Genomic DNA, 13,412 nt, shown 5'->3' with positions numbered 1-13,412 from the left:
CCGTCACCCTGACAAGCGCGCAGCGGGCCAGCCGGCAAACGTCGGCCGAAAGCGCCCTACTCCGCGGCCTGCTCCAGCGGCGCGACGCGCGGCAGGATCATCTGGATGCGGGTGCCGTTGCCCGGCGCGGAATCCAGCGAGAGGCGGCCGCCGAGGCGGTTGGTGACGATGCTGTAGACGATGTGCAGCCCGAGGCCGGTGCCGCCCTGGTCGCGCCGCGTCGTGAAGAACGGATCGAAGGCGCGGCGGCGCACGTCGAGGCTCATGCCGCAGCCATTGTCGGCGAAAATCACCTCGACATAGTCGTTGCCGGAGGCGTGCACCTGGATCTCGACTTCGCCGGCCTTGCCGTCCGGGAACGCATGCGCGACCGCGTTGAGGAACAGATTAGTCAGCACCTGGCCATACGGTCCGGGATAGGAATTCATGATCAGGTTCGGCTCGCAATCGACGTTGAGCGTCAGATTGTGCTTGCGCAGGCCGGGCCGCAGACTCATCACCACCTGCTCGGTGAGGTCGCCGAGATCGAAGCTGCGTTGGTCCGAATAGTTACGGTCGGCGGCGACCTGCTTGAACGACTGGATCAGCTCCGCGGCACGGTTCAGATTGGCGACGAGCTGCGAGGAGGCGTCCCGCGCCGTGTTCAGGAAATCGTTGAGGCTCGAGCGGCGCAGGTCGCCGCGCTCGACCTGGGTCGCGAAGTTCGCGGTCTTGCGCTCCAGCGCGGAGGCCACCGTGAGGCTGATGCCGACGGGATTGTTGACCTCATGAGCGACGCCGGCCACCAGGCGGCCGAGCGCGGCGAGCTTCTCGGCCTCGATCAGCGAATTCTGGGTTTCCCGCAAATTGCGCAGCGCCGCCTCCGCGGAATCCCTCGCCTTGCGCATCTCCTGTTCGGACCGCTTGCGCTCGCCGATGTCGAGCGCGACCGTGACGATGTTCTCGATGTCGCCCTGCGCATCGACGATCGGCAGCTTGTTGACGAGCCATTGCCGCATGTTGCCGGCTGCGTCCTTGTACTCTTCCTCGTAGAACCCGAGCTCGCGGCGCACCGACAGCACACGCTTGTCGTTCTCGTCGGTCTTGGCTGCGCCATAGCGCGCCATCAGCTCGGCGGTGGTCTGGCCGATCGCGTCCTGCGGCTCGATGCCGAAGATGCCCGCCATGTAGCGGTTCATCAGCACGTAGCGCAGGTCGCGATCCTTGACATTGATGACTGCGGGCACCGTGTCGATCACCATCTGCAACAGCCGGCGGCCTTCGGCGATGGCATCCTCGGCGCGCTTCTGGTCGGTGATGTCGCGCACCGTGCCCTCGTAGCGGATCACTTCGCCCTCGTCGTTGCGCACAACGGTCGCGGAATCGGACAGCCACAGCACGGTGCCGTCGCGCGAGCGCACCTGATATTCGTAGTCGCGCACCGTGCCGTCGCGCAGCATCAGCTGCTGGTACTGCTGGCGCGCCGCCGGATCGACGTAGACGGTGGAGGCGATGTCGCCGATCCCATTGATCAGGTCCTGCGGCGTGGCATAGCCCATCATCCGCGCCAGCGCCGGATTGGCGTTGAGCAGCGCGCCGCCCGGCGTCGTGACGTAGATGCCGTCGACCGACGCCTCGAACAGCTTGTGGTAGCTCTCCTCGGCGAGCCGCTGCTCGGCAAGCGCGCGCAGCGCGGCCTCGCGCGCGCTGTCGGCGTCGACCAGGGTCTGACGGAACACTTCGGCGGCGCGCGCGATGTCGCCGATCTCGTTGTCGAGGTCGGCACCCGGAATGAACGCGCTCTTCTCGCCGCCCGCGACCTTGCGGATCGATCCGGCGATCCTGGCGAGCGGGCGAACGGTGCGGCGAACCACCAGCACCGAAGCGAACAGGCCGATCAGCACCCCCGCGGTGCCGAGCACGATGCTCTGCCATTTTGCCTCCGCCAGCGTGCGCGCAAAATCGCGCGACAGCACATGGCCGCGACGGGAGCTGAGCTCGCGCAACAGCTCGGTGACCTTTTGGATCAGGCGGCCTTCGGCGCCGAGCACCTCGCGGTCGATGTCGGCGATCTGGCCCTCGCGCACTGAAATCGCGCTGATCGCTTCGGCATAGTTGTCGACCGCGCCGCGTAGTGTGGGATCGGCGATGGTCATCGCCCGCATGCTCTGCGCAGCCTGCTCGGCGGCCGACGTGTTGTGCGCCAGGAGCGCGGTGGCGATACGGCTCTGGGCCTGCGACAGCGTGTTGGCCAGCGCCGCATCATTGCTCGCGGCGACCGCTTTGTCGAACGCGTCGCGCAGCGGCGGCAGCCCGGCGACGATCTCGGCGCGGCGGCTGAGCAACGCCGAGATGCGTTCGATCCCGCTGCGATAAGTCGCCAGCCGCTGGGTGACGCCGTCGATCATGTCCTGCTGCTCGGGCGCCAGCTCGATCCGGGTCTTCTTCAGGATCTCGCTCAGCGACTGGGCCGCCTCTGCGACCTGGGCCGACTGATTGCCGGGCTCGGTGACGAAGTCCCGCGCCGCCAGCCGCAGCTCGTTGGTGCGCCGGTCGATATCCTCGGCGATGTCGCCGACGCTTTGCAGCCGCTGCAGCTCGGCGAAGGTCGTGTCGATGTGCCGGATCGCGATCACGCTGGCCGTGGACGTGATGATGATCACAGCCAGCACCAGCAGGAAGCTGCCGAACGTGAGCTGGCCAATCGAGAGGGAGAACGCACGCGGCGCTTGCGAATTCGGCGGCAATTCAGCGGTCATGTCATCAAGGCCGGGGTCCAATGCGCCCCAATATACGGGAAATTACGGGCTTTGGGGAAACATGCTGAAAGGCCGGGCCGATGGGTGTGACCTCTGTCACCCGGGGCCGCTGGTGGCCGATTCCGGCACAGGGCAGCGTTCGGGCTGCTCCAGCGGGGATGCCGGCTTCCTTGACGCATCCGGGGACACCCGGCCGGAAGGCAGAACGTCAGGCGCCCGCGGTCGTCCGCGCCGGGACGTCATGGCGGCAATGACCTTAGGCCGCAGCGATCCTACGCTCAGGAATTGTCATCGCGGCGACACCGATCACGACGCAGGCAAGCCCGAGCCACGCCGTCGGGCTCAGCCGCTCGCCCAGAAAAACGACGCTGAGCGCAACGCCGATCGGCACCCGCAGATAGGCCTGCGCGGTGGTGCCAACCGAGCCGAGGGTCTGGATCAGGCGAAAGTAGATCACGAAGGCGATCGCGGTCGAGAACACCGCGAGCGCCAGCAATGCGGCAAGCGAGCTGGTCGACGGCGTCAGCGTCCAGGGCCGCTCGACGACGAGGCTGAGTGGAATCAGGATCGCGGCGCCCGCCATTAGCGAGCCCGCGGCCGGCGCCATCGGATCGAGCCCCTTGAAGCCGCGGCTGAAGATCGCGGCGCAGGCGTAGCAGATCGTGGCGGCGACGATCGCGACCTCGGCCACGATGCCCTCCCCGAGATCGCGGAACGCATCGACGCCGACGATCAGGCAGATGCCGGCCATGCCGGCGATCACCCCGAACAGTTTTCGCGGGCTCGCGGCCTCGTGGCGGGTGATCGCGGCCGTGAACAGGAAGGTGAAGATCGGCGAGGCTGAATTGAGGATGGTGGCAAGGCCGGCATCGACGAAGCGCTCGCCCCAGGCGATCAGCGTCCACGGGATCACGCTGTTGAGGCAGGCCTGGAAGATGAAGCGGCGCCAGGTCGCGCCGTCCGTCGGCATCGATACGCCGCGCATCCGCATGATGACGAGCAGCAGGAGCCCTCCGATTGCGGTGCGCGCTGCGATCAACGTGATCGGCGGGATGGTCGCAACGCCGAGCTTGATGAAGGTGTAGGAGCCGCCCCATAGGGTGGCAAGCGCGAGCAGCAACGCCAGCTCGAAGGCCATGCTGGGCTGGCGGGGCTTGGTGGTGGTCATGGGTGGGATTCCGTCTCGAGGATCGGACGGAAGCTACATCGGCGGGAGGCGATGATAGTTCGCTATAGACCGAAGTGTGGAGAGAAGCGATGCTCCAGCCATCGTAGACTTGGCTTTCGCCAGGACGACATCGAGCCTGTTGCGCCGCCTGCGAGTCGTGAACACGCCACCGCGGGAGATGACGGGAACTACCCCAGCGCGCCGACGTCGAACACCTCGCCGTCGTAACCCGCTTCCTTGGGGATGCGGAGTTGGCGGCCGCCGGCGGTCTTGGTCATCACGGGCATCACCGTGACGATCGGCTTGCCCTTGCTGTCGGCGAGCGCGGCGCCGACGTTCGGCTGCTTGCCGAGCCTGATCAGATTGCGCGTGGTCGGGAACGGCAGCTTGAAGCGGCCGGTCTCGCCGCCCTCCAGCGCCTCCCGTGTCGACACCCAGATCGAATCGGTCGATTCCTTGCCGTCATGGGCGCCGAGCTGTTCGGGCGGCGCTGCGGCCAGGAAGAACCAGGTGTCGAAACGCTTCGGCATGCCTTCCGGCGTGATCCAGTGCGCATACGGCACGAGCTCGTCGAGCGCGAGCACCATGCCGTTGTCCGTGAGCACCTTGAGGAAGCTGATCTTGCCTTCGTTCAACGCCGCACGATGCGCGGTCGCGATGTCGTTCGCACGCCCGGCGTCGACCAGATCCTTCGATCCAAGCGGCCGCGCCAGCAGGATGCCGCTCTCCTCGAAGGTCTCGCGGATCGCCGCGATGCGGAAGCCGAGCGCATCCGTATCGAGGCCTTCCCCGCCCGAATAGAGTGCGGGATCGGCGGCGATCTCCTTGTCGTTCTTGTCGACGCTGCCGCCCGGAAACACCAGCGCACCCGAGTTGAACTCGATCTGGTGATGGCGAACCATCATGAAGACTTCGATTTCGTCGCGGCTCTTGCCGTCGACATCGGACGATGTTCCGTCACGCAGCAGCAGCACGGTCGACGCAAGGCGCGGGGCAACGATCTCGGTCATGATTATCCTGCTGCACTGGATTGCGGTTGCAGATTGGCGCGACGATCGACGCGCGCCACGCGCGAAAGCAGATAATCGACCTCCGCCCTCGCCTGCGGCGTGATGACGGCACCGGGCTTACGCTGGGCGCTGGAGGAGATGATGCCGCGCTTCTGCAGCACGTATTTGCGCACGGTGAGGCCGACGCCGGGCTGCTGCTCGTAGCGGATCAGCGGCAGATGGGCGTCGAACAGATCGTGCGCGGCATCGCGCTTGCCCGCTTTCGACAGATTGACGACGTCGATCAGGAGTTCGGGGAAAGCATAGCCCGTCATCGCACCGTCGGCACCGCGCTCCATCTCGAAATCGAGGAACAGGCCGCCATTGCCGACCAGGATCGACAGCGGCCGCAGCGAGCCGTCCTTCTGGAAGTTGCGCAGTGCCGAGATCTTCTCGAGGCCCGGCCAGTCCTCGTGCTTGAGCATCACGCAGGACGGCGAATCCATCACGATCTTACGGATCACCGCGGGCGTGAATTGGACGGTCAGCGTCAGCGGATAGTCCTGCAGCACCCACGGAATATCGTCGCCGATCGCTTCCTGCGCCTGCTTGAAATACCCGATGATCTGGTCGTCGGTGCGCAGATGCGGCGGCGGCGCGATCATGACGCCGGCGGCGCCGGCATCCATCGACTTCTTCGCCAGCGAGCGCATCGTGGCGAAGCCCGGTGCCGAGACGCCGACGATCACCTGCAGCTTCCTGGCGCGCTTGACGAAGCGCAGCGCGACCTGCTCCGCCTCGGCCGCATCGAGCTTCGGCGCCTCGCCCAAAATGCCCAGCACAGTGACGCCGTCGCAGCCGACCTCGGTGTAGAAATCGGTCAGCCGGTCGATCGATGCCTCGTCGATACGGCCGTCGTCATGGAACGGGGTCGGCGCAATCGCAAAAGTTCCGGCGGCCTGGGCGGTGAGTTTGGTCATGGGTGCCTCGTCTGTTTCCGCCTCTATACAGTGTCATTCCGGGCCGCGCCACTTGGCGCAGACCCGGAATGCCGTCAGGTCAGAACCGCCGCGCACCCATCTTGATCTGCTCCTCGGAGAAGAAGATGTCCTTGGCGTGGGCGACGATGTCCTCGGCCTTCCAGCCGGTAAAGGGCGGCTTCCAGCCCTCCATTTCCATCATCCGCATCTCGCGGACGCCGCGCGGGCCCGAGACGCCGAGCACCTTGCCGGTCTGGTCGCCCGACAGGTCGCTGACCATGTAGAGCACCGCCGGCGCGATGCCGTCCGGACCGAGCGCCGCACCCGGGTTCTCCTTGTAGCGCGGCAGGTCCGCGGTCATGCGGGTCAGCGCGCCCGGCGCCAACGTCCAGACCCGGATGTTGTACTTGCGGCCCTCGATCGCCAGCACGTTGGAGAGGCCCCAGATGCCGCCCTTGGCTGCGCCGTAATTGCTCTGGCCGAAATTGCCGATCAGGCCCGAGGTCGAGGAGGTGTTGACGATGACGCCGCCGCCATTGTCGCGCATCCATTTGAACACCGGCTGGGTGCAGCAAAAGGTGCCTTTGAGATGCACCTTCATCACCTTGTCCCAGTTGGCTTCCTTGGCCTTGTGGAAGGTCTCGTCGAGCAGGATGCCGGCGTTGTTGACCAGGATGTCGGCGCGGCCGAAATGCTTGATGGCATCGTCGAACACCGACTGGCCGCCGGCCAGGGTCGAGATGTCGGCGCCGTTGGCGACCGCACGGCCGCCCTCGGCCTTGATCGCGTCGACCACCTTGTCGGCCATCGACTTGTCGGAGCCCGAACCGTCGCGCGGACCGCCGAGGTCGTTGACCACCACGGCCGCGCCCTCGCGCGCAAACAGCTTCGCGTAGGCCTCACCAAGTCCGCCGCCGGCGCCCGTGATCAGCGCCACCTTGCCGTCGAGTAATCCCATGGTCGTCTCTCCGTTGTTGTTTCTTCTTCAACTCTCCCCGCAAACGCGGGGCCAGGGAGCGCACCCGCCCTCACCGCTTACGCCAGCACCGTCTTGCCGCTCTTGATCACGGTGATGCCGCGCGACTTCACCTTGGCTTCGAACGACACCACGTTGCCGTCCTTCCACAGCTCCATGGTCACGGTCTCGCCAGGGAACACCGGCGAGGAGAACCGCGCCGCGTGCTGCTTGAAGGCGGACGGATCGTAATCGGCATAAGTCTGCAACACGCCGCGGCAGGTGATGCCGTAGGTGCACATGCCGTGCAGGATCGGCCGCGGGAAGCCGGCCTTCTTCGCAAACTCCGGATCGGAGTGCAGCGGGTTGCGGTCGCCGCAGAGCCGGTAGATCAGCGCCTGGTCGGGCCGCGTCGTGATATCGACCACCTTGTCCGGCGCACGCTCCGGCACCTTGTGCGGCTCGGGCTGGCCGTCTGACGGGCCGCCGAAGCCGCCATCGCCGCGGGCGAAGCGCGAAGCCACCAGCGTGGCCAGCTTCTCGCCCTTTTCATCCTTCAGCACGGTCTGGTGGCGGATCACCGCGCCCTTGTCCTTGCCCTTGTCGAACACGTCGAGCACGGTCGAGTCGGCCGTGATGTGGGCTGCGGTCGCGAACGGCTTGTGGAAGGTGATGTCGCGCTCGCCGTCGACTACCATGACGCGGTTGAGATTCATCTCACCGGGACCGGCGCCCCAGGCCGCGACCGACGCGAATGTCGGCACCACCTTGAGCGGGCGCGGCGTCAGCACGCCCTCATTGACGAAGGCAAGCTCCTTCTCGTCCATTGGATCGGCGCCGAGGCCGATGCCGTAGGCATAGAGCATCACGTCGCGATCGCTGTAGCTGTATTTCTGGCCGAGGTTCTTCAGGGCCATCAGCTGTTCGTACACGATTGGCATTGTTGTTTTCTCCCCGAACTCGTTTCTCGCTCTGCGCATTGATGCGCCCTCTCCCCTTCTGGGAGAGGGCTGCACCGGCAGTCGTCACAATCTCACTTCGGTGAGGGGTTCGCGCCGCAAAGAGACTCTTCGCGCGGAGGGAAACCCCTCACCCGCCTTCGCTTTCAGCGAGGGCCCCCTCTCCCACAAGGGAGAGGGTAAAATCAGGCCGGCGTGAAGAACGGCAGCGGCGCGCCGTCGGTCGGCTTCCACACCACCTTGACCTTCTGGCCGATCTTCACCGTCTCCAGATCGCAATCGACGATGTTGGTCTGCAGCGACGGACCTTCCTTCAGCGTCACATAGGCGATTGCATAGGGACCGGTCGGCGACTTCCGCATCAGGCTAAAGGTGTAAACCGTCGCCTCGCCGCTCGACTCTTCCCACACCGTCTTGTCGGAGAAGCAGAACGGGCAGATCGCGCGCGGGAAGTAGTGCGCTTCGCCGCAGGTGGTGCAGCGCTTGATCATGAACTTACCCGCCTTCGCCGCTTCCCAGAACGGCGCAGTCTCCGGATTGGTGACCGGGGCATTGTACTTCTTGGCTTCAGACATCACGCACGCTCCAGAATGCAGGTTGAGGCGGCGTGGCGAACGCCGAGCAGACCGCCGGTGCCGTGGGCGATCGCGAGGTCGCAGTTCTGCACCTGCACCTTCGGATGCGCCTCGCCGCGCAACTGGCGCACCGCCTCGAGGATCTTCGTCATGCCGCCGCGGTTGACAGGATGGTTGCTGCACAGGCCGCCGCCGTCGGTGTTGAACGGCAGCTTGCCGACACCGGAGATCAGATTGCCGTCGGCGACGAACTTGCCGCCCTCGCCCTTCTTGCAGAAGCCGAGGTCCTCCAGCTGCATCAGCACGGTGATGGTGAAGCTGTCATAGATCGAGGCGTATTTGATGTCCTTCGGCGTCACGCCGGCTTCCTCGAAGGCGCGCGGGCCGGACCACACGCCGGCGGAGTAAGTCAGGTCGAGATCCTTGCCGCCGCGCGGGCCCTTCATCGCCTCGCCATGGCCGATCAGGCGCACCAGCGGCTTCTTCAGGCTCTTGGCGATCTCCGGCGTGGTGACGATCATCGCGCCGCCGCCGTCGGTGACGACGCAGCAATCCATCCGGTGCAGCGGGTCTGAGATCATCGGCGAGTTCAAGACGTCCTCGACGGTGACGACCTCCTTCAGCATCGCATGCGGATTGTATTGCGCGTGATGCGAGGCCGCGACCTTGATCCAGGCGAGCTGCTCGGAGGTGGTGCCGTAGTCGTGCATATGGCGCATGGCACACATGCCATAGGCATTGTGCGTGGTAGCCCCGTAGGCCAGTTCGAAATCGGCCTCGGCGCCGGAGGCGCGCGGCGGCATCGGACCGGTGCGCGGCTTGCCCGCCAGCGTGACCAGCGCGACCGAGCACTTGCCCGCAGCGATCGCCTCGGCAGCATGACCGAGATGGATCAGATAGGAGCAGCCACCTGTCTCGGTGGAGTCGACGTGACGCAGCTTCTTGGTGTTGAGGCCGAGGTAATCGACCATCGGCCAAAGCCCGCCAGGCGCGTCGCCGGCACAGAAATAGCCGTCGATGTCGTCCTTGGTCAGCCCGGCATCCTCGATCGCACCCTTGGCGACCTCGGCGTGCAGCTGTGCTGTTGATTTATCGGGTGCATGCCGGGTGGGATGCTCGTAGATCCCGGCAATGTAGGCCTTGCCCTTGATGGTCAAATCGCTCTCCGCTGGCGTTTCTCGCTCCAGCGTTTTTCTGAACCGACCAGGCGACCTTGGCAAGCGCGGAAATATTCCGTCAGGCGAGACTGTCACGAGCGCACAATATGCGCGCCTCAAAACGGATATGTCCCGGCGAAGGCCGGGACGACGCCGAACATGCCGCTCCCTACTCCGCCGCCATCTGCCGCGGCGCCGGCGGCGGGTTGGCGAGGTCGGCGGCGAGTTGCGCGTAGCGAACTTTTGCCTCCTTGATCGCCTTCTCCTTCACCGGGCCGTAGCCGCGGATGCGGTCGGGCAGCGACAGTAGTTCGACCGCGATGTCGTGGTTGAGCGGCGACAGCAGGCTCAGCACCGTCGCGACATCCTTCTCGTAGCCCGCGATCAGATCGCGCTCGAGCTTGCGGTCGGCGTTGTAGCCGAAGACGTCGAGCGGCGTGCCGCGCAGGAAGCGGAACCGTGCCATCACCTTGAACACCGACATCATCCACGGCCCGAAGGCGCGCTTCTTCGGACGGCCCTGCGCGTCGAGCCCGCCGCCGAGGATCGGCGGGGCGAGATTGAAGCTGAACTTGAAGTCGCCCTCGAACTGATCGCGCAGTTGCTTCTCGAAGCGGCCGTCGGTGAACAGGCGCGCCACCTCATACTCGTCCTTGTAGGCCAGCAGCTTGGCGTAGTTGATCGCGACCGCGCGCGGCAGCGCTTCGCCATAGCCGCCCTTGGTGGCGGCATCGCGCACCTGGTCGACCAGCTTGCGGTAGCGCTTTGCCAGACGCGCGTTCTGGTAGCCGGTCAGAAGCGCCATGCGGTGGGTGATGACCTCGTCGAGCGACATTGCATCCAGCGTCTTGACCGGCGCGGCGGCGTCATCCTGCCCCTTCATCATTGCGGCGAGCCGCGCCGGATCGGCTGCGGCCAGACGCCCGAGCTGGAACGCCTGCGTGTTCATCTTGATCGAGACGCCGTTGACCTCGATCGCCTGCTGGATCGATTCCGCCGACAACGGCAGCAGCCCGCGCTGATAGGCAAAGCCCATCATCATGATGTTGGTCGCGATGCTATCGCCGAGCAGCGCTTCGGCCGGCTTGGTGAAATCGAAGAAGGTGGAGTCCTTGCGCAGTTCGGTCTCCAGCACGCTGTTGACCTTGCGGGTCTGGAAATTGAAGTCGCGGTTGAGGATGAAATCCGCGGTCGGGATGATGTGGCTGTTGATGATGCCGACGGTCCGGCTCGGCTCGCACAGCGTGATGGTGTCCTTCGACACCGCCACGACCTCGTCGGCCGCGAGCACGAGATCGGCCGTGCCGGTGACGATGCGCGAGCAGGTCACGTCGGCGGTGTGCTCGGAGAGCCGGACGTGGCTCAGCACCGCGCCGCCCTTCTGCGCGAGACCGGACATGTCGAGGATCATCGAGGCCTTGCCTTCGATATGCGCGGCCATGCCGAGCAGCGCGCCGATCGTCAGCACGCCGGTGCCGCCGACGCCGCCGACCGCGATGTTATAGGGCCGGTCGAGCGCGGGCTTCGACGCCGGCTCCGGCAAGGCACCGATGTCGCCAAGCTCAGCGGGTGCGCGACGCTTGAGAGTGCCGCCGTCGACCGTGACGAAGGACGGGCAAAAACCCTTCACGCAGGAATAGTCCTTGTTGCAGGTCGACTGGTTGATGGTGCGCTTGCGCCCCAATTCCGTCTCCAGCGGCTCGACCGAGATGCAGTTCGACTGCACCGAGCAGTCGCCGCAGCCTTCGCAGACGGCAGGATTGATCAGCACGCGGCGCGCCGGATCCTCCATCAGGCCGCGCTTGCGGCGGCGGCGCTTTTCCGCGGCGCAGGTCTGCACGAACACGATCGCGGACGTGCCCTTGGTGTCGCGGCACATCTTCTGGACGTTCTCGAGTTCATCGCGATGAAATAGCTTGACGCCGGGCGCGATGGTGTCGGCCGGATAGGCGTCGGGATTTTCCGAGACCAGGTAGATCTCGCGGATGCCTTCGGCGTGCAGCTGGAAGGTGATCTGCTGCGGCGACAGGTCGCCGTCATGGCGCTGGCCGCCGGTCATGGCGACTGCGTCGTTGTAGAGGATCTTGTAGGTGATATTGGCCTTGGAGGCGATCGACTGACGGATGGCAAGAATGCCGGAGTGGAAATAGGTGCCGTCGCCGAGATTGGCGAAGATGTGATTCTCGTTGGTGAACGGCGCGATGCCGACCCACGGCACGCCCTCGCCGCCCATATGGGTGAAGGTCTCGGTGGAGCGGTTCATCCACAGCGCCATGAAATGGCAGCCGATCCCGCCGAGCGCGCGGCTGCCTTCCGGCACCTTGGTCGAGGTGTTGTGCGGGCAGCCCGAGCAGAAATACGGCGTGCGGCTGACGGGTGCGGTCGCCTGCATCTGCGACGACTGGCGGCCGTTGAACCAGTCCGCCTTGGCGCGCAGCATCTCGGCGATTTCAGGATTGAGATTAAGTCGAAGCAGCCGCTCGGTGAGCGAGCTTGCAAGCGAGGCCACACTGAGCTCGGCGGCGAAGGTCAGGAAGCGCTTGTCGTGATCGTCCATCTTGCCGACGATGCGCGGGCGCACGTCGTCGCGCCAGTTGAACAGCTCCTGCTTGACCTGGTTCTCGACGATCTCGCGGCGTTCCTCGACGATGAAGATCTCCTCGAGGCCGACGGCGAAGTTGCGTACGCCTTCGGGCTCTAGCGGCCAGGGCATGCCGATCTTGTAGAGGCGGATACCGATCTTGGCGGCGATCTCGGGCGTGATGCCGAGCTCGCGCAGCGCCTGGCGGATGTCCTCATAGCTCTTGCCGGACGCCATGATGCCGTAACGCGCGTTCGGCGAATCCATGGTGATGCGGTTGACCTTGTTGGCGCGGGCAAAGGCGATCGCGGCAAAGCCCTTGTAGTCCTGCAAGCGCCGGTCCTGCTCGAAACGGTCGTCGGGCCAGCGAATGTTGAGGCCGCCCGGCGGCAGCTCGAAATCGCTCGGGATGATGAACGGGGTCATCTCGTCGGTGAGGTCGATCTCGGCCGTGGTCTCGACCGTCTCGGTGATCACCTTCATGCCGACCCAGCAGCCCGAGTAGCGCGACATCGCGATACCCAAGAGGCCCATCTCGATCATTTCGTGGATGCTGGAGGGGTAGAGGTAGGGCATCAGCGCGGAGATGAAGGCGTGGTCGGACTGATGCGGGACGGTCGAGGATTTTGCGCCATGGTCGTCGCCGGCAAGGCAGAGCACGCCACCATGCTTGGCGGAGCCCGCCGCATTGCCGTGGCGGAAGACGTCGCCGCAGCGGTCGACGCCGGGGCCCTTGCCGTACCAGATGCCGACCGCGCCATCGTATTTGGCGCCGGACGACAGGCCGAGCTGCTGCGAGCCCCAGATCGCGGTGGCCGCGAGGTCCTCGTTCACGCCGGGCTGGAATTTGATGTTGTACTGCTCGAGATGCTTGCGGGCGGCGAATAGCTGCTGGTCGTAGCCGCCGAGGGGGGAACCGCGATAGCCGGAGATGAAGCCCGCCGTATTGAGGCCTGCGGCGCGGTCGCGTCTGATCTGCGCCATGGGCAGGCGGACCAGCGCCTGGATGCCGGTCATGAAGACGTGGCCGGTGCCTTGGGTGTATTTCTGGTCGAGGCTGATAGGCCCTTGGTTGATTCCCATTTAGCCCTCTTTGCGCTGGTCGCGACGCCTGCTCTTTAGCTAGTCATCCGAGCTTGTTAGAACCAGTCTATGTCGGATATTCCGGCCCGCGCAGCACAATTCTGGGCGACCGGGCCCGTCGCTCAAAAATCGCAATTTCGTGCCGGGAATATTGCAGCGCTGTTTCGGTTTCTGTCGCTGGACAGGCCCGCGACGAAATGGCGTAACGCGTCCTGTGGACCGGAAGG

General features: G+C 65.4%; 9 protein-coding genes. All 9 read right to left on the bottom strand.

Features of this window, described 5'->3' with window-relative positions; genetic code table 11:
• Positions 1-56: 56 nt before the first annotated feature.
• Complete coding sequence (locus ACVISU_RS38715; protein ID WP_050405609.1) at positions 57-2,738, bottom strand: PAS domain S-box protein; 2,682 nt, start codon at positions 2,736-2,738, stop codon at positions 57-59.
• A gap of 256 nt (positions 2,739-2,994) precedes the next feature.
• Positions 2,995-3,906, bottom strand: coding sequence for a DMT family transporter (locus ACVISU_RS38710; protein WP_456710443.1), 912 nt, complete (start codon positions 3,904-3,906; stop codon positions 2,995-2,997).
• A 188-nt stretch (positions 3,907-4,094) separates the two neighbouring features.
• Positions 4,095-4,916, bottom strand: a complete 822-nt coding sequence (locus tag ACVISU_RS38705; RefSeq protein ID WP_456710442.1) for an NUDIX hydrolase — start codon at positions 4,914-4,916, stop codon at positions 4,095-4,097.
• A 2-nt stretch (positions 4,917-4,918) separates the two neighbouring features.
• Positions 4,919-5,875 (bottom strand): dihydrodipicolinate synthase family protein, encoded by a 957-nt coding sequence (locus tag ACVISU_RS38700; RefSeq protein WP_456710441.1) that lies wholly within the window; start codon positions 5,873-5,875, stop codon positions 4,919-4,921.
• A 79-nt stretch (positions 5,876-5,954) separates the two neighbouring features.
• Positions 5,955-6,833, bottom strand: coding sequence for an SDR family oxidoreductase (locus ACVISU_RS38695; RefSeq protein WP_050405613.1), 879 nt, complete (start codon positions 6,831-6,833; stop codon positions 5,955-5,957).
• A 77-nt stretch (positions 6,834-6,910) separates the two neighbouring features.
• Positions 6,911-7,771: a MaoC/PaaZ C-terminal domain-containing protein gene (locus ACVISU_RS38690; protein ID WP_456710440.1), complete on the bottom strand. Its 861-nt coding sequence runs from the start codon at positions 7,769-7,771 to the stop codon at positions 6,911-6,913.
• A 203-nt stretch (positions 7,772-7,974) separates the two neighbouring features.
• Positions 7,975-8,364: a Zn-ribbon domain-containing OB-fold protein gene (locus tag ACVISU_RS38685; RefSeq protein ID WP_279706606.1), complete on the bottom strand. Its 390-nt coding sequence runs from the start codon at positions 8,362-8,364 to the stop codon at positions 7,975-7,977.
• Complete coding sequence (locus ACVISU_RS38680) at positions 8,364-9,521, bottom strand: thiolase domain-containing protein (protein WP_050405615.1); 1,158 nt, start codon at positions 9,519-9,521, stop codon at positions 8,364-8,366. The genes ACVISU_RS38685 and ACVISU_RS38680 overlap by 1 nt, the downstream gene beginning before the upstream one ends.
• Before the next feature lie 169 nt (positions 9,522-9,690).
• Entirely contained in the window at positions 9,691-13,185 is a 3,495-nt protein-coding gene (locus tag ACVISU_RS38675) for an indolepyruvate ferredoxin oxidoreductase family protein (protein ID WP_456710439.1), read from the bottom strand.
• Positions 13,186-13,412 lie beyond the last annotated feature (227 nt).

This window comes from Bradyrhizobium sp. USDA 4452 (assembly GCF_054063575.1).
The sequence above is the reverse complement of the archived record's forward strand: the minus strand, read 5'-3'. Positions and strand labels throughout refer to the sequence as shown.

Coding starts and splice junctions, on each gene's coding strand:
- ACVISU_RS38715 (WP_050405609.1), bottom strand. CDS start 2,738: ATGACCGCTGAATTGCCGCCGAATTCGCAAGCGCCGCGTGCGTTCTCC.
- ACVISU_RS38710 (WP_456710443.1), bottom strand. CDS start 3,906: ATGACCACCACCAAGCCCCGCCAGCCCAGCATGGCCTTCGAGCTGGCG.
- ACVISU_RS38705 (WP_456710442.1), bottom strand. CDS start 4,916: ATGACCGAGATCGTTGCCCCGCGCCTTGCGTCGACCGTGCTGCTGCTG.
- ACVISU_RS38700 (WP_456710441.1), bottom strand. CDS start 5,875: ATGACCAAACTCACCGCCCAGGCCGCCGGAACTTTTGCGATTGCGCCG.
- ACVISU_RS38695 (WP_050405613.1), bottom strand. CDS start 6,833: ATGGGATTACTCGACGGCAAGGTGGCGCTGATCACGGGCGCCGGCGGC.
- ACVISU_RS38690 (WP_456710440.1), bottom strand. CDS start 7,771: ATGCCAATCGTGTACGAACAGCTGATGGCCCTGAAGAACCTCGGCCAG.
- ACVISU_RS38685 (WP_279706606.1), bottom strand. CDS start 8,364: ATGTCTGAAGCCAAGAAGTACAATGCCCCGGTCACCAATCCGGAGACT.
- ACVISU_RS38675 (WP_456710439.1), bottom strand. CDS start 13,185: ATGGGAATCAACCAAGGGCCTATCAGCCTCGACCAGAAATACACCCAA.